Origin of the sequence: Ureibacillus sp. FSL K6-8385 (genome assembly GCF_038593155.1) — a bacterium.
In the GTDB taxonomy this organism is placed as follows: domain Bacteria; phylum Bacillota; class Bacilli; order Bacillales_A; family Planococcaceae; genus Ureibacillus; species Ureibacillus terrenus.
Window position 1 is genome coordinate 2,510,316 of record NZ_CP151968.1, and the last position, 25,998, is coordinate 2,536,313.

24 protein-coding genes and 1 tRNA gene are annotated in these 25,998 nt (G+C 40.3%); 7 read left to right on the top strand and 18 right to left on the bottom strand.

Annotated features, from left to right (window positions below; genetic code table 11):
* Positions 1-16 precede the first annotated feature (16 nt).
* The 3 genes from murB to NST62_RS12475 all read right to left on the bottom strand — a co-directional run bounded on the left by murB (position 17) and on the right by NST62_RS12475 (position 2,289).
* Positions 17-928 (bottom strand): UDP-N-acetylmuramate dehydrogenase, encoded by a 912-nt coding sequence (gene murB / locus NST62_RS12465; RefSeq protein WP_342462940.1) that lies wholly within the window; start codon positions 926-928, stop codon positions 17-19.
* A 359-nt stretch (positions 929-1,287) separates the two neighbouring features.
* Positions 1,288-1,377 (bottom strand) — tRNA-Ser (locus NST62_RS12470).
* A gap of 204 nt (positions 1,378-1,581) precedes the next feature.
* The gene (locus NST62_RS12475) at positions 1,582-2,289 is read right to left on the bottom strand and encodes a DsbA family oxidoreductase (RefSeq protein WP_328215987.1); all 708 of its coding nucleotides are present in this window, start codon (positions 2,287-2,289) and stop codon (positions 1,582-1,584) included.
* 126 nt (positions 2,290-2,415) lie between these two features.
* On the opposite strand from NST62_RS12475, the gene NST62_RS12480 reads away from it, so the two are divergent.
* A complete protein-coding gene (locus tag NST62_RS12480; RefSeq protein WP_141602641.1) occupies positions 2,416-3,792 on the top strand; it encodes an FAD-dependent oxidoreductase in 1,377 nt (458 codons plus the stop codon).
* 47 nt (positions 3,793-3,839) lie between these two features.
* Here NST62_RS12480 and NST62_RS12485 read toward each other — a convergent pair whose 3' ends face one another.
* The 3 genes from NST62_RS12485 to NST62_RS12495 all read right to left on the bottom strand — a co-directional run bounded on the left by NST62_RS12485 (position 3,840) and on the right by NST62_RS12495 (position 7,207).
* Entirely contained in the window at positions 3,840-4,766 is a 927-nt protein-coding gene (locus tag NST62_RS12485) for a manganese-dependent inorganic pyrophosphatase (RefSeq protein WP_141602640.1), read from the bottom strand.
* 145 nt (positions 4,767-4,911) lie between these two features.
* Entirely contained in the window at positions 4,912-5,775 is an 864-nt protein-coding gene (locus NST62_RS12490; RefSeq protein WP_342462941.1) for a MurR/RpiR family transcriptional regulator, read from the bottom strand.
* A gap of 190 nt (positions 5,776-5,965) precedes the next feature.
* Positions 5,966-7,207, bottom strand: a complete 1,242-nt coding sequence (locus NST62_RS12495) for an MFS transporter (protein ID WP_141602638.1) — start codon at positions 7,205-7,207, stop codon at positions 5,966-5,968.
* A gap of 221 nt (positions 7,208-7,428) precedes the next feature.
* On the opposite strand from NST62_RS12495, the gene thrC reads away from it, so the two are divergent.
* Positions 7,429-8,481, top strand: coding sequence for a threonine synthase (gene thrC, locus NST62_RS12500; protein ID WP_328220022.1), 1,053 nt, complete (start codon positions 7,429-7,431; stop codon positions 8,479-8,481).
* Positions 8,478-9,395, top strand: a complete 918-nt coding sequence (gene thrB, locus NST62_RS12505; RefSeq protein WP_141602636.1) for a homoserine kinase — start codon at positions 8,478-8,480, stop codon at positions 9,393-9,395. The genes thrC and thrB overlap by 4 nt, the downstream gene beginning before the upstream one ends.
* Positions 9,396-9,447: 52 nt before the next feature.
* Here the strand turns inward: thrB and zupT are convergent, their stop codons facing one another.
* The 9 genes from zupT to putP form a co-directional block, all read right to left on the bottom strand.
* The gene (gene zupT / locus NST62_RS12510; protein WP_141602635.1) at positions 9,448-10,263 is read right to left on the bottom strand and encodes a zinc transporter ZupT; all 816 of its coding nucleotides are present in this window, start codon (positions 10,261-10,263) and stop codon (positions 9,448-9,450) included.
* Positions 10,264-10,397: 134 nt separating this feature from the next.
* Positions 10,398-11,009, bottom strand: a complete 612-nt coding sequence (locus NST62_RS12515) for a phosphatase PAP2 family protein (protein WP_246045864.1) — start codon at positions 11,007-11,009, stop codon at positions 10,398-10,400.
* A 195-nt stretch (positions 11,010-11,204) separates the two neighbouring features.
* Entirely contained in the window at positions 11,205-12,221 is a 1,017-nt protein-coding gene (locus tag NST62_RS12520) for a siderophore ABC transporter substrate-binding protein (protein WP_141602634.1), read from the bottom strand.
* 167 nt (positions 12,222-12,388) lie between these two features.
* Positions 12,389-13,156, bottom strand: a complete 768-nt coding sequence (locus NST62_RS12525) for an ABC transporter ATP-binding protein (protein WP_141602633.1) — start codon at positions 13,154-13,156, stop codon at positions 12,389-12,391.
* The gene (locus NST62_RS12530) at positions 13,153-14,109 is read right to left on the bottom strand and encodes an iron chelate uptake ABC transporter family permease subunit (RefSeq protein WP_141602632.1); all 957 of its coding nucleotides are present in this window, start codon (positions 14,107-14,109) and stop codon (positions 13,153-13,155) included. Before NST62_RS12530 ends, NST62_RS12525 begins: the two co-directional genes overlap by 4 nt.
* Positions 14,099-15,052 carry an ABC transporter permease gene (locus NST62_RS12535; protein WP_141602631.1) on the bottom strand — a complete coding sequence of 318 codons (954 nt, stop codon included), beginning with the start codon at positions 15,050-15,052 and terminating at the stop codon, positions 14,099-14,101. The genes NST62_RS12530 and NST62_RS12535 overlap by 11 nt, the downstream gene beginning before the upstream one ends.
* A gap of 218 nt (positions 15,053-15,270) precedes the next feature.
* Positions 15,271-16,764, bottom strand: coding sequence for a peptide MFS transporter (locus NST62_RS12540; protein WP_181733265.1), 1,494 nt, complete (start codon positions 16,762-16,764; stop codon positions 15,271-15,273).
* 273 nt (positions 16,765-17,037) lie between these two features.
* Positions 17,038-18,321 (bottom strand): GTPase HflX, encoded by a 1,284-nt coding sequence (gene hflX / locus NST62_RS12545; RefSeq protein ID WP_141602629.1) that lies wholly within the window; start codon positions 18,319-18,321, stop codon positions 17,038-17,040.
* A 99-nt stretch (positions 18,322-18,420) separates the two neighbouring features.
* The gene (putP, locus tag NST62_RS12550) at positions 18,421-19,911 is read right to left on the bottom strand and encodes a sodium/proline symporter PutP (protein WP_328215990.1); all 1,491 of its coding nucleotides are present in this window, start codon (positions 19,909-19,911) and stop codon (positions 18,421-18,423) included.
* Positions 19,912-20,168: 257 nt separating this feature from the next.
* Between putP and NST62_RS12555 the strand changes: the two genes are divergently transcribed.
* The 3 genes from NST62_RS12555 (at position 20,169) to NST62_RS12565 (ending at position 23,209) form a co-directional block, all read left to right on the top strand.
* Entirely contained in the window at positions 20,169-21,344 is a 1,176-nt protein-coding gene (locus NST62_RS12555) for an SAM-dependent methyltransferase (RefSeq protein ID WP_141602627.1), read from the top strand.
* Between the two features lie 206 nt (positions 21,345-21,550).
* Positions 21,551-22,171: a DUF47 domain-containing protein gene (locus NST62_RS12560; RefSeq protein WP_141602626.1), complete on the top strand. Its 621-nt coding sequence runs from the start codon at positions 21,551-21,553 to the stop codon at positions 22,169-22,171.
* A gap of 21 nt (positions 22,172-22,192) precedes the next feature.
* Positions 22,193-23,209, top strand: coding sequence for an inorganic phosphate transporter (locus NST62_RS12565; RefSeq protein ID WP_342462942.1), 1,017 nt, complete (start codon positions 22,193-22,195; stop codon positions 23,207-23,209).
* A gap of 27 nt (positions 23,210-23,236) precedes the next feature.
* On the opposite strand, the gene NST62_RS12570 is transcribed toward NST62_RS12565, so the two are convergent.
* Positions 23,237-23,395 carry a hypothetical protein gene (locus NST62_RS12570; protein WP_181733264.1) on the bottom strand — a complete coding sequence of 53 codons (159 nt, stop codon included), beginning with the start codon at positions 23,393-23,395 and terminating at the stop codon, positions 23,237-23,239.
* An 81-nt stretch (positions 23,396-23,476) separates the two neighbouring features.
* A complete protein-coding gene (locus tag NST62_RS12575; RefSeq protein ID WP_141602624.1) occupies positions 23,477-24,556 on the bottom strand; it encodes an AI-2E family transporter in 1,080 nt (359 codons plus the stop codon).
* Positions 24,557-24,951: 395 nt separating this feature from the next.
* Here NST62_RS12575 and NST62_RS12580 point away from each other — a divergent pair, with 395 nt between their 5' ends.
* Positions 24,952-25,161, top strand: a complete 210-nt coding sequence (locus tag NST62_RS12580) for a DUF4177 domain-containing protein (RefSeq protein WP_328220020.1) — start codon at positions 24,952-24,954, stop codon at positions 25,159-25,161.
* Between the two features lie 108 nt (positions 25,162-25,269).
* On the opposite strand, the gene NST62_RS12585 is transcribed toward NST62_RS12580, so the two are convergent.
* Positions 25,270-25,992, bottom strand: coding sequence for a YebC/PmpR family DNA-binding transcriptional regulator (locus tag NST62_RS12585; RefSeq protein ID WP_141602623.1), 723 nt, complete (start codon positions 25,990-25,992; stop codon positions 25,270-25,272).
* Positions 25,993-25,998: the final 6 nt, after the last annotated feature.

The following is a 25,998-nucleotide window of genomic DNA, read 5'->3' on the forward strand; positions in this document are numbered from 1 at the left end:
AATATTTTTAACCCCATCAATCTTCTCCGACAATTTTGACCTCAAGTTCCAAATCAACGCCAAACTTTTCTTTAACCGTCCGTTGTACCATTTTAATCGTTTCAATATAATCTCTTGCTGTTGCGTTTCCTTTATTAATGATAAAGCCGGCATGTTTTGTGGAAACTTCCGCGTCGCCAACCCCTTTCCCTTGAAGTCCGCTGTCTTGAATCAATTTTCCTGCAAAGTATCCCGGAGGACGTTTAAAGACACTTCCTGCCGAAGGGTACTCCAACGGCTGCTTTGATTGCCTTTTAAAAGTCAAATCCGCTATTTTCTCATCTATTTCTTTCTTGTCTCCTTTTTCTAGATGGAAAAGGGATGAAAGTACAATATAGTTTCTATCCGCAATAATGCTTTTACGATAACCCAATTCCAATTCTTCTTTTGATAATACGAGCCGTTCCCCTTCACGCGTCAAAACAGTGGAATGAACAATGATGTCTTTTATTTCTCCTCCATAAGCTCCGGCGTTCATCGCCATAGCCCCGCCTACGGAACCGGGAATGCCGCAAGCAAATTCAAGGCCGGTTAAACTTGCTTCCGCAGCTTTTTTGGAAACATCCATGATGAGGGCTCCGCTTTGGGCATATACATCTGTTCCGTCAATTCTGATTTCATTTAGTTTCGATAAATTCATCACGATTCCCCGTACACCGCCGTCACGGACAATCATGTTCGAACCGTTTCCTAAAACCAATAAAGGGAGCTGATTGTGATGTGCATACTTTACGATTGCCTCGACTTCCTCTTCCGTTTCGGGCATTACCAGTATATCTGCGTTTCCTCCGATTTTTGTCATGGTGTACTTTTTTAACGGCTCATTGATTTTTATATTTTCCGGATTCGTAATCTCAGCTAACTCCTTAGCCCACTGTTCAATTGTCATAAAAGCATATTCCTTTCTTCTGATAAACCTTGTATCTGTAATTGTATACATTGACAAGCCAATATATCCTATAATTCATAAAATTGTTGAATACGGCCGGCTTGGGAAACCATTAAACCGGCTTTCTATAAGTGTACCATTCTTTATTTTATTTTCAAAAGTTCAGATAAGTGACTGATAAATAATACTTCGAAGTATCGAAAACGATTCCAAAAATGTCAATACCACAAAAAAATGGAACAAAATCGGTTATCTCAATTTAATTAATTAAACAAAAAACATACCGACAACCGTAATACAATCCAATGCGATGAGTTGTATCACTTTTGTCAGCATGTTTTTATGAGGAAACTGATTTATGGAGGAAGGGGGATTCGAACCCCCGCGGGCTTTTACACCCCTATCGGTTTTCGAAACCGACCCCTTCAGCCAGACTTGGGTATTCCTCCAAGCATATAAAATTAATTTGGTGCCTATAAGCAGGTTCAACACAAAACAGGAAATAGATCGATTATCTACTTCCTGCCGTTAATTGCTTTTCTAATATTATTATTATACATCATTTAAATAAGAATGGTACAAAAAGACATCGAAAAGGCAGAGAATTTGAGAACCTTCCTTAATATAGGACTGCCGCTTTTTTATTCGCTTTATCATTGCAAATCACAATCTCCATCGGAACAGACATTTCCTTCTTTTCCGAGAATCTCTATTGACGGCTTCAATCCTTTTTCTTCTGCCACTTTTTTAATCGTCTGTTCAAAAACTTCTTGCGGCTGCGCTCCGGAAATGCCATATTTGTTCTCAAATACGAAAAAAGGGACCCCACGAATTCCATATATTTGAGCTTGACGAATGTCCTTTTCCACCTCTTTTGAAAATTGACCGTTATTTAATACTTCTTCGGCTTCCTTCCCGTCAAGCCCGGCTTCTTCCGCCAGCCGGATTAACACATCCTGTTTTCCAATCGGTTTCCCTTCCATGAAATAAGCATGAAATACCCGTTCACTAAATTCCGCGCCTTTTCCTTTTGAATAAGCCCATTTCGCCAATCGGTGAGCCTTTAGCGTATTTGCCGTTTTAAGTTGATCAAAATCATAAGCAAGCCCGACTTCTTTTGCCCGTTGTACAACGCCGAATGTCATTTTCTTAACTTCATCCATCGGCATCCCGTATTTTTTCGATAAGTGCTCATAAATCGATTCATCTTGCCCATCTTCTGTTGTTGGATCTAATATAAAACTCTTGAATTCCACTTCAATTTGACCTGTATATCCTAAATCATCGATCGCTTTTTCAAGCTGCCTTTTTCCGATATAACAAAATGGACAAACAAAATCCGACCAGATTTCCACTTTCATTCTTTTCCCCCCTTTTCCGCTATTTTACTTTTCCTGACAACTAACAACAACATATATGCTTCAACTGTATAATGTACTGAATTTTTTATCATACTCCTAACAAAACGCCATTTTAGGAGGATTTTCATGCAAAAGTCGCTTTGGTTACACAATATTTCTCCTTTATCATTAACATCTTTATCCTCTTCCCTTCACTGTGATGTGTGCATTGTCGGAGGCGGTTTAACGGGGGTGTATACCGCGTATCTTCTCGCCAAAAATGGCATGGATGTGGTTTTGCTGGAGGCCAATTCTTCTGTCGCTTATGGTACAACCGGCCACTCTACCGGAAAATTGACCCCGCAACATGGAGCGGTTTTTGATCAATTGCTGAATATTTTTAATGAAGAGGAAGTGCGCACTTATTATGAAGCGAACGTAAATGCGATTGAAAAAGCCTTGGATGAATCAACAGCGGATACGTTCCAGAGGGTCGATTCTTACTTATATGCCACGACCGAAAAAGGTGCGGAAACAATCAAAAAAGAATTGGAGGCTTATGAAAAGATCGGCATACAAGGAATTGAAACTGGCGAGACAGAACTTCCCTTTGAAGTCATAACAGCGTTAAAAATGGAAAATACCTTTCAAATTCATCCTGTTAAATTTACAAATCATTTTGCCAAATTGGCATTAAAAGCCGGTGCCAAATTATTTGTAAATACAAGGGTTACGAAATTGATGATTGATGAACATCGTTTGTTGACCGAAAAGGATTTTGAAATCAGATTCAAGTCTGTTGTGCTTGCGACCCATTATCCCATTGAAGCCATCAAGGGGCTGCATATTGCCAAACTGTCCATTGAGCGTTCTTATCTGATGGCAACAAAAACTTCGGAATTGTTAAAAGGACAATATTTATCTGTTGATTTGTCGCCCAGAACAATCCGCACGGCATTGATTGACAATCAGCCATACTTTATTTTTGGCGGAAGCTCCCATACAGCAGGTGCCGTTCAAAACACGCATATCTATTACGAAATGCTGGAAAAAGAACTGGCATCGGCTTTTGACTTGCCTAAACCGGAATTTTTATGGAGCGCCCAAGATCCGGATACAGCCGACTACCTTCCATATGTGGGGCGTATTTCAGAAAGTGAACCGAGAATCTATATTGCCACCGGTTACCGGAAATGGGGGCTATCCAACTCCCTCGTAGCAGGGGAAATTCTTTCAACGGAACTTACAATGGGCCAACACCCTGCCCAATATATTTATAGCCCTTCAAGGAACATGTTCGGGAAAACGTTTATGCGGATGTTGAAGGCAATCGGCTTTACAGTATCAAGCCTGACCGAAGGATATTTAATGCGGATGGAGGCCCCCAAATGCACCCATTTGGGATGCAAAACCCAATGGAACGAAGCGGAAGAAACATGGGATTGCCCGTGCCACGGATCCCGCTTCGACAAATACGGCAATGTGAAGGAAGGGCCGGCTGTTTACCCTCTGATACTGGAATAAATAAAAAACGGTGTCAAGGAATTTCCTTGGACACCGTTTTTTTATTACTAGCTTAATGCATCTGTCAATACCGGAACGACTTGTTTTTTGCGGGAAACAACGCCCGGCAAATCAAATTGATGATCCACCAATTCTTTGCCGAATGCTTTTGCGGCATCTTCGGCAGCATTTCCTGCAACAATCGCCACGGAATCGTTGTTCAAAATATCTGTCACGAAGAAGAAGAATAAGTTCAGCCCTTTTTCCTCAACGTTTTTGTTAAGCAGGCTTACCAATTCTCCTTTTCGGTTTAATACATCATTCACGTCCACCGCGTTCACTTGGGCAACAATGGATTTCACTGTGCCGAAAGTAAATTCTTTCGCATCTAAAGTTAGCAAATCTTCCAATGATTTATCCGATAGATCCGCACCCGCTTTAAGCATGGCAAGACCGTATTCTTCTAAATTGACACCTGCAATTTCCGCCAACTCTTTGCCCGCTTGCACATCTTCTTCCGTGCAAGTTGGGGATTTGAATAAAAGGGTGTCGGAAATGATGGCAGACAACATTAAACCTGCAATGTTTGAAGGTATTTCGACATTTTTTTCTTTGAAAATTTTGTTTAATATTGTTGCTGTACATCCAACAGGTTCTGCTCGATAATATAACGGGTCAGCTGTTTCAAAGTTCGCAATGCGGTGGTGGTCGATCACTTCCAAGATTTTCACATTTTCAATTCCGTCTGCAGATTGTTGGCGTTCATTGTGGTCGACTAAAATCACTTCGCTCGCTTCTTCACTTACATCGGAAATAAGTCTTGGTGCCTCGAATCCGAATTTCTCCAATACATATTTTGTTTCATTGTTGACTTCGCCAAGTCTTACCGCTTCAGCTTCCGCACCAAGCTGCTGTTTTAAATAAGCGTAAACGATTGCTGATGTAATCGAATCTGTATCAGGATTTTTATGTCCGAATACTAGCACTTTGCCCATCTTAATTAGTTCCTCCCAATTTTGTATATCATTCCCGTTTATTTTATCACAACTACCTTTAAATAGAAAAATGTTGCTTTCGACAAAATTTTCAAAATAATAGCATATTCGTAAAATTAAAAGTTTTACGAATATGCCGAACCTATCACTTCACCGGTGCCGTTTTCTCTTCCAAAAAATGCAGATCCCGTTCTAATGGAGTATTTAAATTGCTGAAATTTTTAAAGTAATTTCTGTTGAGCAAAATCATCCCTTCGACAAGGGCATGTACAATAGAATTGGCGGCAGTATTTACTTCAAAAGCAAACTGTTTTTGTGTACCAACCACAAAGCTGACATCTGCATAATCGCGGACAGGAGAAACCGTTGAGTTTGTAATGGCGATAATTTTAACTTTTTTATTTTTGGCGATTTTCGCAATTGTTAATATATCTTCCAACACGGAATCCAAAGCGATCACAAACAGTAATGAATTTTTATCCATTTTTTTCATTTGTTTTACGATATCTTCCACATTAAATTGGATTTGGGTTGTCTTTTTCCCTAAACTCTCTAACATTGAAGTCAAATAGCTTGTGGAAGGGGAACATTGTCTGAAACCTAAAGTGTAAATCTCTTCCGCCTCATGCAAATAGTTAATCGCTTTTTGGAAATGATCAGCATCTACGTATTGAATTGTATTTAAGATGCTTGTTACGTCCCTGTTCATCACTTCACTGAATAAATATTCATGTTTTTTGCCGACAGAGATTGTCTCTTCTTTTGTCATGACCTTATTGGATTCAGATAAATCTTTTCGGAGTCTTTCTTGCAATTCACTATATCCGGATAAATCCATTGCATAACAAAAGCGAATCACTGTGGATTCACTTACACCAATGATTTTACCTACTTCGGAAGCAATATGGGTAGCAACGATGTGGGGGTTATCGATTACAAATTGCGCTACTTTGCGTTGTCCTCTTGATAGACGGATAAAGCGCTTCTTCACTTCATCACAAAAACTCATTTTCTTAAAGAATTCCTCCTTCATGAAATTCAATATTATATCCAACTTTATAATAAAGTAGGTTAGCATGTATATTAATTGAATACAATGAGTTTTCAGAAAAATAATGCACAGTAATCTATAAATATTCATTAAATTGTCAAATTTATAAGGAAGCTTTATCCATAGAATAAGCTTCCTTCGAAGTTATTTACTCCAATTCCATTTGTTTCGTTTCTTTTCCTAAAAATATTACCGCTGCGACTCCAATCACAATGGAAGCGCAAAATACAGCAAAAATTACTCCAAAATCAAATCCTGCCGTACGCATCCAACCCACGAGCAGCGGACCGAAAATGCCTCCTACCCGTCCGACAGCGGCCGCCATGCCTGCCCCTGTACCGCGGATTACCAAAGGATATTGTTCAGGAGTATAGGCATATAGAGCTCCCCAAGCACCCAAGTTAAAGAACGACAAAAGGATTCCTGAGATCAACAGCACCGCCACCGTATCTGCTTGTCCAAACACATAAGCGCTGGCAGCCGTTCCAAGCAAATAAGTGACAAGCACAAATTTTCTTCCTATTTTCTCTACAAACCATGCCGCCGTAAAATAACCCGGCAGTTGCGCAAGCGTCATGATCAGCACATATTTAAAACTGGAAATCAAACTGAATCCTTTTTCAACCATTACACTTGGAAGCCATAAAAACATTCCATAATAAGAAAACACAACTGCAAACCATAAAACCCACAACATTAGCGTGGATTTTGCATATTTTTTCGTCCATACACCTGCAACGTTTTGGATGAAAGAACGTCTTTTCGCCTCCGGTTTTGCGGCAAACAGCGGAGAGTCAGGCAGATGCAGGCGCAAATATACTGCATATAATGCCGGAATCGCCGTCAAAATTAACGCCACCCGCCAGCCCGCGATCGGCCAAACATCACTTGGAATGACAAAATATGCGATAATCGCTGCCAACAGCCATCCAACCGCCCAAAAGCTTTCCAGCAATACTACAATCCGGCCGCGTTCTTTTGCCGGTACACTTTCGGAAACAAGCGTGGAAGCTACGGGCAGCTCTCCTCCAAGCCCCATTCCAATAATGAAACGCAAAATAAGGAATGCAGTTAAAGTGGTTGTGAAAGCGGACAGCCCGCTGGCTATCGAAAAACACAATAATGTGACAATAAAAATGGTTTTTCTTCCTACTTTATCGGCCAACATACCGAAAAGGAAAGCCCCTACCGCCATTCCGATGGAGTTGATGCTTCCGATCAGCCCCTTTTCATTGGGCGTAAGGCCCCAATCAAGGGCCAATGCGGCAATAATAAATGACAAAATGCCGACGTCCATCGCATCAAACAACCACCCGATCCCGGAAACTCCCAGCAATTTATTGCGGGAAATGCCTGAGCTGCCAGTGTTTTGTCCCGTATGATTTTTCATTGCCATTTCACCTGTCTTTACATTTGAATTGTTACTTTTACAATAAACGGATTCTCCATGAATCGCAAGCAACAGCCTTTCGGTTTTATGATAAAATGATAATTATGTAAATATTCGTCTAAATTTTTCGTTTTCTATTGAAATATACTAATACTGTGCGTTAAAATGTCTTTTATACGAAAACATTTGTTCATCCAGCGGAAACAAAAGGAGATAATAGTATGTGGAAAGGTTTGCTTGAAGAATATAAAGAATTTTTACCTGTAACGGAGAAAACTCCGAAATTGACTTTAAATGAAGGAAATACTCCTTTAATTTATTTAGGAAATCTGTCCAAAAAACTGGGGATTGAATTATACGGAAAATATGAAGGGCTAAACCCGACAGGCTCTTTCAAAGACCGCGGCATGGTTGTCGCAGTGGCAAAAGCTGTCGAAGAAGGTGCAAAATGCGTCATCTGTGCGTCAACAGGGAACACTTCTGCCGCTGCCAGCGCTTACGCAGCACGTGCAGGCATCCAATCCATCGTTGTGATCCCAAAAAGGAAAGTCGCTCTTGGAAAACTTGCACAAGCCTGCATGTATGGAGCAAAAATTATTGAAATTGACGGAAACTTTGACGATGCGCTTGCCATCGTCCGCAAAATCAGCGAAGAAGGCAAAGTTACCCTTGTCAACTCTGTCAATCCATACCGAATTGAAGGACAAAAAACGGCTGCCTTTGAAATTGTGGATGCTTTAGGGAAAGCTCCTGACTATTTATGCATTCCTGTCGGCAACGCAGGAAATATTACAGCTTACTGGAAAGGCTTTAAAGAATATCATGCCGTGAAAAACTCCGGGCTTCCTAAAATGTACGGTTTTGAAGCGGAAGGAGCGGCCGCAATCGTAAAAGGCCATCCAATCGAAAACCCGGAAACAGTGGCAACAGCAATTCGCATTGGAAATCCTGCAAGTTGGAAATATGCAGAAGCCGCCCGCGATGAGTCAAACGGAATCATCGATTCTGTAACAGACGAAGAAATTCTTGCCGCTTACAAAGAAATAGCAAGAAGTGAAGGTGTCTTTGTTGAACCGGGTTCTGCCGCTTCCCTTGCCGGCGTCATTAAATCCGTAAATAACGGAAAAATCGAAAAAGGCAGCACAGTCGTTACAGTATTTACAGGAAACGGTCTAAAAGACCCTGATACTGCAATGAATGCTTCAACTGTTGAAGTCGTTTCTTTGAAAAACGACATGGAAGAAATAAGAAATTATATCGAGGGTTTAGTATGAGTAAAAAGTGGAAGATCACTGTTCCAGGTAGTACCGCAAATTTAGGCCCTGGGTTTGATTCGATCGGTCTCAGCTTGTCTCTATATTTGCAATTGACCGTTACCCTTCAGGATGAGTGGGAAATTATCCATTTGTCCGAAGACTTGCCAAAAAAATTTGAAATTGAAGACCATTTAATTTATAAAATTGCCAACGAAACTGCAAAACGTTATAACAAAGTGATGCCTGCCTGCCGGATTGAGATGACGAGCGAATTGCCGTTTGCAAGAGGCATTGGCAGCAGTGCGGCGGCAATCGTTGCCGGCATTGAAATTGCCAACCTTCTCTGCGACCTTCAATTGACTGTCCAAGATAAATTAAATTTGTCTTCTCAATTCGAAGGTCATCCGGACAATGCAACTGCTTCTGTTTTAGGCGGCCTTACGATTTCCTCAATGGATGATGAAGGCAATGTCGATACGATTCACATCCATGACCTTGACGCATCCTTTGTCCTATTCATTCCGGATGTGAAATTAAAAACGGCGGAAGCAAGAAATGTCCTGCCGGATACATTCAAACGGCCATATGCCGTCCAAGCCAGCGCAGGCGCAAATATGCTCGCGGCAGCACTGGTGCTGAAAGATTATGAACGCATCGGAAAATATATGGAATCGGATTTATTCCACGAACCGTTCCGTGCAAACCTGGTTCCTTATTACCACGAAATTCGCAAAGAAGCGAAAAAAGCCGGGGCATATGGAACCGCGTTAAGCGGCGCAGGACCGACAATGATTTCCATTATTCCTGAATCCATTGGCCAACAATTCGTTGCAAAAATGGAAGAATTGTTCCCAACACACAAAATCATTTTGACAAAACCGGATCAACACGGTGTCCATGTGGAAGAAATCTCAAGCGTTTCAAAATTATAAATAAAAAAGGAGTTGTTCAGAAGTCCTGGACTTCCAAACAACTCCTTTTTTATTAGGATAATAAAATCAAGCTTACCGCCATCACAGCCATCCCGATTACCAAACCGTAAATCGATGAATGGGTTTCATCATATTTCTTCGCAGCCGGAAGCAGTTCATCAAGGGAAATAAACACCATAATCCCCGCAACTGCAGCAAAAATAATTCCAAACATAACATCATTTAAAAACGGCATCAATATTAAAAATGCTACGAGAGCGCCGATTGGTTCCGCCAGACCTGATAAAAAGGAGAGTTTAAATGCTTTCATACGCTGGCCTGTGGCATAAAAAATCGGAATGGCAACAGCTATTCCTTCCGGGATGTTGTGAATGGCAATGGCAATGGCTATGGCAATTCCGACGCTTGGATCATGCATCGCGGACATAAATGTCGCAATGCCTTCCGGAAAGTTATGAATCCCTATTGCCAATGCCGTAAAAACTCCCACTTTCATCAACTTTACATTCTCTATTTCCTTATGCGTCCGTTCTGCTTGTTGTACATCCTCAACGGTTTTTACTTCATGCGGATTCGTCTTGTTGGGTATGAAATTATCAATCAATGCAATGAACAACATTCCCCCGAAAAAGCCTATTACTGTCATCCAGTAGCCTTTTGTGTCTCCCAATGCAAGGGTTAATGCATCTTTGGCTTTAAAGAATATTTCAATTAACGAAACATAAATCATGACACCGGCCGAAAAGCCCAGCGCTGCCGATAAAAACTTTTTATTTGTTCTTTCAGTAAAAAATGCGATCAGCGCGCCAAGGCCCGTTGCCAGCCCTGCCAGCAGTGTCAGGCTAAACGCCAAAACGATGTCGTTCATTGTAACATCCTTTCATTCTCTTTACTAGTATTATATTATATACACGAATTTTTCCTAAGTGCAACTTTCTTTTCCAAAACTATTTTTTTTGCTCTAAAAAAACTTATAAAAAAATGAAACGCTGAAGATGCGTTTCATTTTTCTGTAATCTGATTCCTCTTCAAATTTTTATACAAATAAACGCAAATGCAGAACCATGTCAACCCCAGAAGCCATCCGGCAATCACATCAGTCGCAAAATGCCGGCTTTCGGCCACTCTGGATAAGCCGATGAAAAAAGCGATGACACCGGCTCCGATCCAGTACAACCATTTCATTATTGTGACGGATGTCCGCTCAGACAGCAAAAATGCGATTGTAAACAAATAAAGCATCCCCACCATTGCATGGCCGGAAGGAAAACTGAAGGAGGCCAGCTGATCTTCTATTTCAGGCCGCGGCCGTTTCACCCACTTTTTCACCAGCTGATTCAACAAAATGCCAACCGGAATGGTCAAAGTGACAAAAAACATCCCCCAATAATTCTGGAATTTAAACCATAACCATAACAATAAAAACAACGTAATGAAAATAATGAATTTCGTTTCCCCCAAATAATGAAACAAACCGATCAACTTGTTTCCGGCAAACAATAACCGCATATTTTCATCAAAGGAAACAAAAAAAGAGGAATCATAAGTATAACGCAAAGCAATAAAAAGGGCAAAGGACATGAATCCCGCAATGAACAATCGGTAATTTCCCACTTTTCCCTCCATAAAAGAGTATTTATCAATTAAATTGCCAGCTTTATGTATAAATAATACCTAAATAAATAAAAATTTTTCCTTTATCTCTCCCTGTTTTATTAACGTTTTTTCTTATTTCTGGAAAATAACTTCTGCAGAAATAAAAGAAGCTGTCCAATTACGGACAGCTTCTTTTATATTACTTCTTTTATATTATTTTAATTCCTCCAAGATTTCCTCAATTTTCAACATTTCAGATTGCAAACCGCCACCGGATAAGTACCAAAGCGCACCGTCCAAGTAAACGATTTTTCCGTTTTTGTATGCTTGAGTTTGCTTAATGATGTCATTTTCCATGTCCGCTTCGATGTTGGATTGTCCGCCGATAGCTGCTGTACGGTCAATGACGAATAATACTTCCGGATCAAATTTTAAGATGGATTCAAAACCGAAATCTGAACCGTGGGATGAAGCTTCAATGTCGTCAGTTACCGGAGTGAAACCATAAATATCATATACATATCCGAAACGTGAATTTTTGCCAAAACCGGATAATTTACCTTCGTTGTACATAGTTACTAATGAAGTTTTGTATTGGCCGGCTAAATTTTTGATTTCATCAAGCTTCGAATCAAATTTTGCCAAATAGTCTTCAGCTTCTTTTTCTTTACCGAACAGTTTTGCTGCAATATCAACAGATTTCTCGAATGTTCCCCAGTAATCGTCTTGGGAAGTGCCAACGAAGACTACGTTTGGCGTGATTTCTTTTAATTGATCATAGAATGTCGCTTGGCGACCTGAAATGAAGATGGCATCCGGTTCTAATGCAGCAATTTCTTCAAGGTCCGGAGTTTTCAAGTTACCAACGCTTGCATATTCGTCTCCAGCAAATTTAGAAAGATGTTTTGGCAACGTGCCGTCTTTTGGAACGCCAACAATGCCTTCAACACCCAAAGCATTCAGTGTATCTAAGAAACCGAAGTCGAATACAACGATTCTTTCAGGCATTTTTTCAAACGTCACATCTTCGTAAACCGTAGTCTGGCCTGATTCTTCATCCTTCGTTTCAGCAATTGTAGGGGAAATTGTCATAGGGAATGCTCCCGAAGCTTCTTGTTTATTTTCATTTGTATTTGTGCCTGTATCTTTCTCCGCTTTATCGTCGCCACAAGCAGCCAAGATAAAGACCAGCGTTGCAAGAATAACTGCGAATAATTTCCAGTTTTTCATCTCATTCCTCTCTCCCGTCCTAAGAAATTTTTGATATTGATAATCATTATCAATAACCGAGTTTAATTATAATGATCAAGTTTTGGTTCGTCAATATGTTTTTTGAATATTTTACAAAAAATGATTTAGAAAAGCGCCGACACTTTTCTAAATCATTTTCATGCCAATCAAGTATGGGAATTAAAATATACGCAAATCCGGCATCCATTTTGTTCCTGAACCGGAATATTCATATCGTAGATTTCCCTCAACGCTTCAGAATTGATAATCTCGTCGGTAGGTCCATTTTTCACAACTTTTCCGTTTTTTAAAGCCACTATATAATCCGAATAAACAGAAGCAAAGTTGATGTCATGCAATACGATGACAACCGTTTTACCCAATTCATCCACAAGCTGGCGCAATATTTTCATAATCTGCACGGAATGCTTCATGTCCAGGTTGTTCAATGGCTCATCCAAAAGAATATAATCCGTATCTTGGGCAATCACCATTGCGATGAACGCCCTCTGTCTTTGGCCGCCTGATAATTGATCCAAATATTTGTCCTCAATCTCTTTCAAATTCATATATTCAATCGCTTTTTCCACATATTGTTCGTCTTCAGGCGTCAATCTGCCTTTCGAATAAGGATAGCGACCAAAGGACACGAGTTCCCTTACTGTTAATCGAACATTTAAGAAATTGGACTGTTTTAAAATGGAAACCCGCTTTGCCAACTCACTTGATTTCCAACTTTTCACATTCTTGTTATCCAATAATACTTCCCCTGTATCTGCATCTATTAATCGGCTAACCATCGACAACAAGGTTGACTTCCCTGCACCGTTTGGCCCGATGAAGGAAGTAATCGCATGTGGCCGAATTGTCAACGAAACATCACTGACAACAGGTTTATTTCCATATTTTTTCGTCAACCCTTTAATTTCAATCATCCCGCAGCCCTACTCTCCTTTAGTAATAAATAAATAAAGTAGATTCCGCCTACAAAGTTGATAATGACGCTTAAAGTAGTATTGAATTCAAACACATGTTCAACCAAAAACTGCCCGCCTACGAGAGCGATTACACTAAATAATCCGGCACCCAAAATTAATACGGAGTGCCTGTAAGTTGCAAAAAAATGATAAGAAAGATTGGCGACAATCAATCCAAAAAAAGTAATTGGACCGACCAACGCCGTTGATGTGGCAATAAGCACTGATGATAATACTAAAACCTGCATGACTAAACGATCGTAGTTTACTCCCAAATTAATCGCATTTTCCCTGCCAAGCGAAGCCACGTCCAATTGATGCAGCAATTTGTATCCCAAAATAAAGGAAATCAACAAAATGATGCTTGCAATGAACAATAGCTCTACCTTTATCCTTGTAAAGCTGGCAAACAATAAGTTTTGCAAACTCAAATATTCGACGGGATCTATCAACACCTGCAAGAAGGACACGGAACTTCCCAGGAAAGTACCGATAATCATCCCCATCAATAAAAGCAGGTAAATCGGATACTTATCCGCACGGAATATCGTCCGATACAGCAGCAAGGCAAACAGAATCATTGCGGCAAGCGCCGTTGTAAAGTTTAAATATTGATTAACCACCCATATCGACGAGGAGCCGGCAAAGAAGAAAATCAACGTTTGAACAACTTCATACATGGAGTCGATCCCCATAATCGATGGTGTCAATATTCGGTTGTGGGTGATCGTTTGGAACACCACTGTTGAATAAGCGATGGCGAAACCGGTCACAACCATCGCTCCGACCCGCATCATGCGCCGAGGGAAAGCATAATCGAATCCGCCTTTGATATCATAAAATCCATAAAGCAAAATACAAATAATCCCAATAATCGCCAGCACAATCAATTTCACTATATTACTTCGCATATGCTCTCCCCCTAAACAACATGATTAAGAAGAGCAAACTGCCTATTACCGCGACTGTCACATTGACAGGAATTTCATATGGATACACTACAACTCTTCCAATAATGTCGCAGATTAATAGGAATACAACTCCCAATACAATGGTATGGGGAATTGTTTTGCGCAAATTGTCCCCCATATAAATGGAGACAATATTCGGAACAATCAATCCCAGGTACGGGATGACCCCGACCGTCAAAACGACCGTGGTCGAGATGATTGCCACAAGGATTAATCCTAGATTCAGCACGGCTTTATAACTTAAGCCCAAGTTTTTGGCAAAATCCTCGCCCATGCCGGCAACTGTAAATTTATTAGCATATAAATAAGCCAAAATGATCGCAGGAACACTGACATATAAAAGTTCATAACGTCCTGAGATAATAAGCATAAAACTTCCCATTAACCAAGTATTTATGTTTTGGATCAAATCCCCTTCATACGCGAAAAAAGTCGTAATGGAGGATAGGATATTACCGTACATGATACCGATCAACGGCACAAACACAGGATCCTTAAATTTGATCCGGTCCAGGATTTGCATGAACAGGATCGTCCCTGCAAACGCAAAAACAAAGCTGAAAATAATTTTTTGCATATATGCCGCTTGCGAGAACAATAAGATGGAAATCAAAATTCCCAGCTTCGCTGCATCCAATGTGCCTGCCGTAGTAGGTGATACGAATTTATTTCTGCTTAAACTCTGCATAATTAAACCAGCAATACTCATTCCTGCACCCGCTAAAATGATTGCAAGCAACCGGGGCACCCTGCTGATCAAAAAAATTTGCGCCTGCTGCGAATCCCAATCCAACAAATCAGCGGGTTTGATGTCGATTGCTCCTATGAACAGCGAGATGAAGGACAGGATGATTGCTGCTAAGATCAATACCCATAACCTCATTTTTTTGTCCCCATCTTTTTCTGTTTTTATTGATAATGATTATCATAATCGAGTACATAAACATTATAAGTACTAAATTTTGAAAAATCAATTGAAAATGAAAATCATCTAAAAATAAGGCTTTTTCAAACAAAAAAGCCGATGGAAACATTTCTCCACCGGCTCTGCGAATTATGTTGCATCATTTGCCTGAACCCTTACAATTGAGACGTTTTTTCTTATTTAACTCCCTTCATTGCTTTAGTAATTATAGGAGTTAACAATAATATGATTAAACCAAGAACCATCGATAGTCCGCCAAGCATGCCAAAATACGCAAACTCCGTAACCGCTTCATATAATCTTACCAACTGTGCGTTAATGGCCTGCGCCGCTGCGCTTGTAAGAAACCAAAGAGCCATTGTCTGGGAAGCGAAAGCTTGCGGGGCAAGTTTAGTCGTCGCCGATAGTCCGACAGGCGAAAGCATCAGTTCCCCGATTACGACCAAAAAGAATGACAATACCAGCCATAATGGGCTCACTAATTCTGTACCGCCGGAAAGTTTTGAAGGAATCATCATCACCAAAAAGGATGCGCCCGCGAAAAACAGTGCCAAGGAAAACTTGAGCGGCGTTGAAGGCTGCCGTTGTCCAAGCCTCATCCATAACCACGCAAATACAGGTGCAAACATGATAATAAACAACGGGTTCAAGGACTGGAACCAGGAAGCTTTTAATTCAAATTCCCCGACATTCAAATCGGTTCTTGTATCTGCATAAGTCGCCAATATGGTTGCTCCCTGTTCCTGGATGGCCCAGAACATCACCGCTGCGATGAATAATGGAATATATGCCAATACTCTGGATTTTTCATCTTTTGTCGTTTTCGGACTTCTATACATTAAAATGAAAAATGCAGTAGGAATTAATACTCCGAGCGTTGTGATGATCGTGCTGAATACGCCCATTGTCAAATTGCCGGCCGCATATAATCCGCCTAATACAATCGCCACCAGTACAATAATGATCGCAAAATTCAGCATCGCCTTTTTCTTTTCTGCTTTGTTCAATGGATTTGGCACTTGGGTTCCTGCCAATCCAAGGTTTTTCTTTTGCGTGATTGTATAAATGGTTAAACCGATAAACATTCCGACAGCCGCCAAGCCGAAGCCTAAATGGAAGCTGTAAGTTTCTCCGATTGTACCAACAATGAACGGCGCCAAAAACGCACCCATATTGATTCCCATGTAGAAAATACTGAAACCGGAATCCCTGCGGTTATCATTTTCATCATAAATCTCTCCGACAATGGAAGATACATTCGTTTTTAACAAACCTGTGCCGATAATAATAAACGCCATTGATAAAAGAAGACCTGTTAATGCAAGGGGCAGGGCTAAAATAATATGCCCTATCATTATCAGTATCCCGCCGTAAAACATTGTCTTGCGGGGACCCCAGATGCGGTCGGAAACCCATCCTCCGACAATGCCGGACATATACACCAAAGAACCATAGATGGCCATAATGGAGTTTGCAGTGCCCCGCTCGAGACCTAAACCGCCTTCATGCAGCTCATAGTACATATAAAAGATTAAAATCGCACGCATGCCATAATACGAAAAACGTTCCCAGAACTCCGTAAAGAACAGCGTAAACAGACCTTTAGGATGTCCAAAAAAACCTTTCCGGGGAACAGATTTCAATATCTCTTCTTTTGATAACATCAGCATACCTACTTTCTTAAAGATGTATTTTCTTTTTTCTGAAAAATTTGTCACTTCCGCACAATTACAGTTAATAGTTATAAATAAAATTCTAAATTTTATCAATATAAAAAATAAATGTTAAAATTTTTAATTTATTTATTATTTTCCTAAATTTCAGACCGTTTCTTCTGTAATTAATTATCGCCAACCCTTTAATATGTTATATTAAAATAATTAAAACTTGGTTTTTCATTGATTGCATAAAAAAGCGGGGAACGATTTTCCCCGATCTTTTCCTTATTTTTTTACCACAAATTCCTCGAACCTTTTAAAATCCGCTTCCTTCAATTCCACTTTCAATCTTGTGCCTTCTTCTTCATACTCCGATGAAATTACCGTGGCATTTTCATTTAAATAAGACACTATATCCCCCCTGCGGAATGGAACAAACATCTCACAAAGATGATAATCAGAGAAAATATGTTTACGAATGCATTCAATCAATTCATCCAGGCCTTTCCCTTCCTTTGCCGAAATCCAGAGGTCGTCTCCATAAACCCGTGGATAAGGAACATTGGCCAAATCGCATTTATTATAAACATAAATGGTTGGAACATTTTCAACCCCAATTTCTTTTAACGTCCGGGTAGTTACGTCCATCATAAACGGATATTCACGATGCGAAACATCCACCACATGCAGTAATAAATCCGCTTCTCTCGCTTCCTCCAATGTCGAGCGGAAAGCTTTGACCAATTGATGGGGCAGTTTGCTGACAAATCCGACCGTATCCGTAAGCAAAAACTGTTTCTTATCCGGCAATTCGATTTTTCGCACAGAGGTATCCAGCGTGGCAAACAGCATATCCTTTTCCAATACTTCTTTTTCCGCATGTCCGTATCTTGCAATCAATTTGTTCATGATTGTCGATTTTCCTGCGTTGGTATATCCGACAAGGGATACTACCGGAATTTCATTTTTTCTTCTTTTCTTTCTTTGGGTTTCCCGTTGCTCTTCGATTTGTTCAAGTTCCTTCCGCAATCTTGAAATTTGATCTTCGATTTTGCGCCGATCCAGCTCTAATTTTGTTTCACCAAGCCCCCTGTTTCGAAGGCTCCCGCCCGTTGCACCGGCTTGTCTCGAAAGAGAAGAATAGAGCCCCACAAGTCTCGGCAACATGTATTGCAGCTGTGCAAGCTCCACTTGCAGTTTTGCCTCTTTCGTTTTCGCCCGGCGATCAAAAATATCTAATATCAAAGTTGTCCGGTCAATGACTTTGCAATCCAGCTCCCTTTCCAAGTTGCGGATTTGGGACGGCGAGAGTTCATCATTAAAAATGACGAGATTTCCGCCTGTTTCTTCCATAAAATTTTTGATTTCGGACACTTTCCCTTTCCCGACATAATGTGATGGATTGATGCGCTCCAGATTTTGCGTCACTTGACCCAGCACTTCCACATCCAAAGCTTCCGCGAGATTCGCCAATTCTTCCATGGAATATTCGAAGTTGGGATCGTTTATATTGACACCTACCAATATCGCCTTTTCTTTCACCGTTTCCACTTCTTTTAAACGAGCCATATTCTTCCCTCCAAACATGGGTCTTCCTGGTTATAGTAAAGTATACCATTTCCAAAAAAAAAGGGCCCACCTTCGATTGTGGACCCTTCCAAATACATTTTATGATTCTTTTTCACTTTTTAATATTTCCAATGTCCGGTCAAATTCTTCCTCGATTTCCTTGTTTGGCTTATATGTCAATAAGCTGACAATTACCGCAACAATTAAGTTGGAGAAGAATCCCGGAACCATTTCATAAATCATTCCTGAAAGCGCATCGGATTGACCCCAAATAAATGCAACAATCGCTCCGACAACCATCCCGCTGAATGCCCCAATATTTGTAAGTTTTCTCCAATATAACGCAAGGATGATGATCGGACCAAAGGAAGAACCGAATCCGGCCCACGCAAAAGCGACTAGATCCAAGATGGTGTTATTTGGATTCCAAGCCAATAGGATGGCTACGATTGATACTACCAGAACGGCCAAACGTCCTGCCGTCACATAGTGCTTATCGGAAGCATCCTTTTTAAACAGCACTCTGTATATATCTTCGATCAACGCAGAAGAAGTAACAATCAGCTGGGATGAAATCGTACTCATAATAGCCGCCAAGATGGCTGCAAGCAAAATTCCGGCAACAAATGGATGGAATAGGATTTTCCCCATTTCAATGAAGATCGTTTCAGGGTCATTAAGCGTCAAACCGTTCTGTTGGAAGTATGCGACTCCGACAAGCGCCGTACAAATCGCTCCAACAAGGCTTAAAATCATCCATCCGATTCCGATTCGGCGGGCATTTTTCATTTCTTTAACCGTATTAATGGCCATAAACCGGACGATAATATGGGGTTGTCCAAAATAACCAAGTCCCCATGCGACTGAGGAAATAATCCCCGCGGCAGCTGCTGTGGATGGAAGCAATTCCAAATGCTCCATATTTACAGCGGTGATGGAATTCGCCGTTTCACCCAATCCGCCTGTAACAAAAACCCCAACAAGCGGCACCAAGATCAATGCCAGGAACATAATCGTCCCTTGCACAACGTCTGTATAACTTACCGCTAAAAATCCTCCGAATAACGTGTATAAAACCACTACCCCTGCAACAATCAGCATACCTAAATGGTAATCAAGCCCGAAGGAACTTTGGAAAAACTTCCCCCCCGATACCATGCCGGAGGACACGTAAAACGTAAAGAAGACAAGAATGACAACTCCTGAAGCGATCCGCAACAATTTTGTATTGTCTCTCAGACGGTTATCCAAAAAGCTCGGAATCGTAATGGAATCTTTGGAAACATGCGTATAAACGCGCAAACGCGGTGCGACTAAAATATAGTTCAAGTATTGGCCGACCGTTAATCCGATGGCGATCCATGCTTCCACTAAACCGGCGGCATAAATGGCGCCCGGCAATCCCATTAAGAGCCACCCGGACATATCAGCGGCCCCGGCACTTAATGCGGTCGTTATGGGACCTAATCCACGCCCTCCCAACATAAATTCCTTTAAGTTGCTGGTTCTCAAAAACGAATACCAGCCGATTAACAACATTGCAACCATGTACAATATAATTGCTAACAGTTGATAATGGAAATCTTGCATATTTTTCCTCCTTTTCACCTATTACAACAGGACTATAACGTAAAACAGCAGAAACCGGACAAAATCCAGAATTCCTACTATCTTAACTTTACCACAGGAATATATTCCTTGAATATAATTTGTTTTGAAAATTCCTTTTTCTAATAATATTCGGTAAACACATCAAACTTCAGCAGGGTTTTCAACAGTCTTATATATAGGTATTATGTGTTACACTATTAACGATTATCCTAAATATAAAAAAGAAGGTCGATTCTATGGAATTTCAGGAAATGAAACAGCAATTATATGAACTAATCAGTCAAAAAAAGCTGGTTTCCGCAACCATCAGCCAACCAAGAAAAAAATCCGCTGAATTAAAAAGGGTAAAATTGAAGCCGGTCGAAATAAAAGGGCAATACCATATTCAATTGGAATATCAATATGAACGGGTATTAAAGCATCACAACATCCCGCTTGAGAATTTTTACCCAAATCTTGAAGAGTTATTTCTGCATTTCAGGCAATTTCATGGACAATTTACAGATCGCACAATCCAAGTTCAATTAACGAAAAAAAATAAAGTTTTTTGGAAAGAAGAAAAAACAAATACTTTAAAGGAAGTATCCTTATCCCACAACCGAAAAAAGAACTATATATTGGATGAATCCGGGACTTATCCATTTTTGGTACGGCTTGGAGTACAAACCCCTGAAGGAAAAATTAAAAAACAAAAATACGATAAATTCCGGCAAATTAACCGTTTCCTTGAATTCATCGACGATTCTCTTGAGTATTTGCCGAAAAATGAGCAAATCCGGATTATCGATTTCGGTTCAGGAAAGTCCTACCTGACCTTTGCTTTGTACCATTATTTAAAAATCGAAAAAGGCCTGGATATAAAAGTGACAGGGCTGGATTTGAAAAAAGAAGTGATTGAAGAGTGCAACAAAATTGCAAAAGATCTAGAATATGACAATTTGGAATTTCTTGTCGGGGATATCAGCGATTATAATGATGAAAAATCCGTGGATATGGTCGTCACATTGCATGCCTGTGATGTAGCCACTGACATGGCGCTGGCACGTGCGGTCAAATGGGGGGCAAAAGTGATTTTAAGCGTGCCATGCTGTCAGCATGAATTAAATCGCCAACTGCATGCCCCTGCGCTGGAAATCATGACCCAGCACGGAATTATTAAAGAACGTTTTGCCGCTCTCGCGACCGATTCCATTCGCGCAGAAATTTTAAAATTGGCCGGTTATGATGTTCAATTAATGGAGTTCATCGATATGGAACATACACCAAAGAACATTTTGATCCGGGCCTATTACACGGGCAGAAAACCGGGCGTAAAAGAGATTGAACAATACAAAGCCTTCGTTGAATTTTTGTCGGCTCAGCCCTTTTTGCAAAATGAATTAAAAGAATACTTACCATTAGGAAAACCATAATAAAATTTAAAAGCATATTAATATGGCATCAGCCAAATTAATATGCTTTTTCTTTTTTAATGTTTCTGAAAAATTGTTAACAAATTAATATTACAGGAATGTAAATTTTGTTATTTTCATCACCTCCGTTCTATAGTTTTTAAAAATTTTTTGTTATCATAAAAAAGGTTTGATTAAACTAACGTATAGCAGGGGGCTTTACTATCATGTTCAATTCAAGAAAATCGGATCCATTTTTCGTCTCATTGCACAAGATTGCGGAAAACATGCGGGAAGCCATTCATTTTGCCAACGACTTTAAAATCAATTCATTAGCAGACGTAAAAGAATTAAGTATTAAAGTAAAGAAGTATGAAACCGATGGAGACAATTTAATCCATGAACTTATCGTCATGTTAAACAAATCCTTCATGACACCTATTGAAAGGGAAGATATTTTGGCTTTAGCCATTAAAATGGACGATGTCTTGGATGGAATCGAACAATGTTTTGCACACTTTGAAATGTTTTCCATTACAGAATTGGATGATTCGATGCGCGCATTTCTAAAATACATAACAAGAAGTGCAGATGAAATTGTGTCAGCCATCGACTTGCTCAATAAAAAAGATTTGCCTTCCATGAGAAACCACATCATCTTAATTAAAGACTATGAGCGCGAATGTGATGAAATTTCACGTTCTACCATTAAACAGCTATTTTTGAACGAAAAAGATCCAATCCGTTTGATTAAATATAAAGATATTTACGATTTATTGGAAGATATCGCGGACCATTGCCAGGACGTAGCAAATACACTCGAAACAATCATTATGAGAAATGCTTAAAAACGGAGCGTAGAATAGGATATGGATACCATCTTAATCATTACAATATTAATCGTCATTTTTGCGCTGGCTTTCGATTTCATCAACGGATTTCATGATACAGCAAATGCGATTGCTACATCCGTTTCAACCCGGGCGCTGCCTCCCCGCGTCGCTGTACTGCTGGCGGCCTTTATGAACTTCCTGGGAGCAATTTCTTTTGTAGGAGTCGCAAAAGCGATTGCCAGCGATATCGTTGATCCGTTCTCCCTGAATCAAAGTCCTGATGATACTACAGGATCTGTGGTGATATTGGCAGCGCTTCTTTCCGCCATTATTTGGAACCTTCTCACCTGGTATTTTGGGATACCATCCAGCTCTTCTCATACATTAATCGGTTCCATAGCGGGAGCCGCCATCGCAGCGGCGGGATTTAATATCCTCAATTACAGCGGTTTTATCGGGATTTTGGAAGCGCTGATCTTCTCTCCTTTCATCGCTTTTGGAGTCGGCTTTCTATTTATGTCGATCTTTAAGATGATTTTTAAAAATTTAAACTTATACCGTACAAATAAAGGATTCCGTACAATGCAGATTTTCACTGCTGCATTGCAAGCCTATACCCATGGCACGAATGATGCCCAAAAGGCGATGGGGATCATTACAATGGCCTTGATTGCGGCAGGAATCCAACACGATAATGATGTGCAGGAATGGGTGCGGATTGCCTGCGCCCTTGCAATGGGATTAGGTACATCCATCGGAGGATATAAAATCATTAAAACAGTGGGAACTAAAATTATGAAAATCCGTCCCGTCAACGGTGCTGCCGCCGATTTGGCTTCAGCGACTGTCATCTTCGGCGCGACGCTGATCCACTTGCCTGTTTCAACAACTCATGTCATTTCCTCATCCATTATGGGAGTTGGAGCCGCGCACCGCGTTAAAGGCGTAAAATGGGGAGTGGCCCGAAAAATCGTTTTGACCTGGATTATTACAATGCCCATTTCAGCGGTCATCGCCGCTTTAATTTACCTTTTGCTGGATTTAATTTTTTAAAAAAAACACGAGCATTTTTGCTCGTGTTTATATTGTTTGTCCCGACGGAATTGTTTGAAACGCTTCAATCCCTTGATTGATCTGAGGTTCATAAACGGCATAAAAGATGCTCAGGGCAATGACAACCAGGATGCTCACTACAATGATAATTCCTATAAGCAGGACTGCCGCTTTCTTTCCACTCATACTAATTCCCCTTCTTTATTCCATAAATCGCTGTGTCCCCTCTTAGTATACAATATCGGTCATCTTTAAAGCATATTTTAATCAAACCGTTTTTGTAGCCGTTTCCTTGATTTTCTTCCTTTCTTCATAAATATTTTTTACGATCACTTTCAATACCGCATAAGTCGGAATACCGATAATAATGGCAACAAAACCGCCGATGTTGCCTGCAGCCAAAACAATGGTGATGACCGTCAATGGATGGATATCCAAAGTTTTGCCCATGATGTTTGGCGTTATTAAATTGCTCTCCAATTGCTGGGCAACCAGCGTAATGACACATACCCAAATTACCAATACCGGATCTTGTATGAAGGCCACAAGAATGGCAGGAGCCAAAGAAATCCATGGGCCGATAAAGGGAATCATATTCATGAAAAAAGCAAAGATTGCGAGTAAAAGAGAATATTCAAGACCAATGATCAAATAGCCAATAAAAATCATGGCGGCAAGGATCAGGCTGACCAGCACTTGCCCTTGGACATAGTTTTTTAATACTTCATTGATATCTTCCAACGTCTTTTTCACCCATGTACGCCGTTCTCCGGTAAAGAGCTTGTAAATATTTGGCGCAAACTTCTCATGATCCTTCAACATAAAAATGTAAAAAAACGGCACCAGGATTAAAGTAAAGATTGTAGAAACCGTACCGCTCACGAAGTTGACAATGCTTTTGCTGCCGACAACCACAATGTCCTGGATGGAATTCGTCACAGAATCTATAAAGTTCTCAACTTGGGGAGGCAGATTATCTTTGTTTTCCAAAATAAAATCTTTGACATCCATAATTTTGTCGCCAATGGTCGGAGCATTTTCCACTAAACGGTTGACTTGATCTGCAATCGGATTGCCGATAATGAACAATAGTCCAGTCACTAATCCCGCAAGCGCAAGCACGATTGCCGAAATGCTCGCCCATCTTGGCAGCCCCTTTTTTTCCAGCCACCGCTGCAGCGGCTCTGATATGTAAAAAAGAACCCCGCTCAACAATACTGGGACAAAAATGGTTTTTATGATGATCACAATCGGATTAAAAATCCAATGAATTTCTATTACATATTTAATTATTAATAGAGCAATTAAGATTCCTATCCCCACTTGAAACCACAGTTTTTTTGTCATCTTCCATTCACTCCCTTATTCAATTGTAACCAATTCTCAACCGTTCCTATACAGCCTGCTCCGGCCTATTGTCGGATAATAGAGGAGATTTTCTGAAAGCATTTTAGGCAATATCCATTTTTATACGATCACCATAATTGCTTTACTTAATTATATTAATAATTTATATACGGCAAAACATGATGAAAGTTCCAAAAATCAACACAAATAGAAACCGTTTCTTGAAATGAAGATTGAAGCGATGAAGCTGCAATTAAAAAAGAATTTTAAGCACTTTCACATTTTCCTTTTCTCCAAACAATTCGGTTGATATCAATGACTTTACTATTATTGTCATATTTTCGCGAAGGATATCATTTCCGTTTGTCGAATATCTGCAATAGGAGGTGTTGAAGATGACAAAATGGGAATACAAAGTAGAAACACGTTCAATGAGCTTGGAAGGAGAAATCAATGTGGAAACCCTATTTAATGAATTTGGAGGTGAAGGCTGGGAATTAATCAGCATCATTCCGGAATACACGAACACAACCAATGATCAAAACCAAATAGACAGTATATATGTAAACACTTATACATTTGTTTTTAAACGTCCAAAACAATAAGAATACCAAGATATAACAATTGCCTCCCCCATCAACCCATTTGCCATTTACGAGGGAGGCAAAAAATATCGCAGCCAATTATGATGCTACCATAATTGGTTATATTTTTTACTCATCGCCCAAATCCGCATTGTGGTACACCCGTTGCACGTCTTCCAAATCTTCTAGTGCATCAATCATTTTTTCAAATTTCGCCTTATCTTCACCAGTCAGTTTTACTTCCGTTTGCGGAATCATTGTCAATTCCGCTACCGTAAAATCAGTAATCCCCGCAGCTTTAAAAGCTTCCTGGGCAGCATGGAACTGGTCCGGCTCTGCATAAACGATCGTAATGCCATCTTCTTCAAATACATCCCGTGCATCTATATCCGCTTCCAACAATATTTCCAATACTTCATCCACCGATTTGCCTTCGATTCCGAATACCGCAGTTGCATCAAACATATAAGAAACAGAACCTGCTACGCCCATGTTCCCCCCGTTTTTACCGAATGCTGCGCGCACTTCGGAAACAGTACGGTTTACATTGTTCGTCAAAGCATCAACAATGACCATCGTTCCGCCTACACCAAATCCTTCGTAACGGACTTCATCGTAATCTTCTCCGCCTGCGCCTTTTGCTTTCTCAATGGCACGGTCAATAATATGTTTTGGAACATTGTAAGTTTTCGCTCTTTCAATTACAGCTTTCAATGCCTGGTTCGTTTCTGGGTCTGGATCACCTTTTTTTGCAGCTACGTAGATTTCCTTTCCGAATTTTGCATAAATCCGGCTGGTGTTTTTATCTTTTTCAGCCTTCTTATCTTTAATATTGTTCCATTTGCGACCCATTGGATT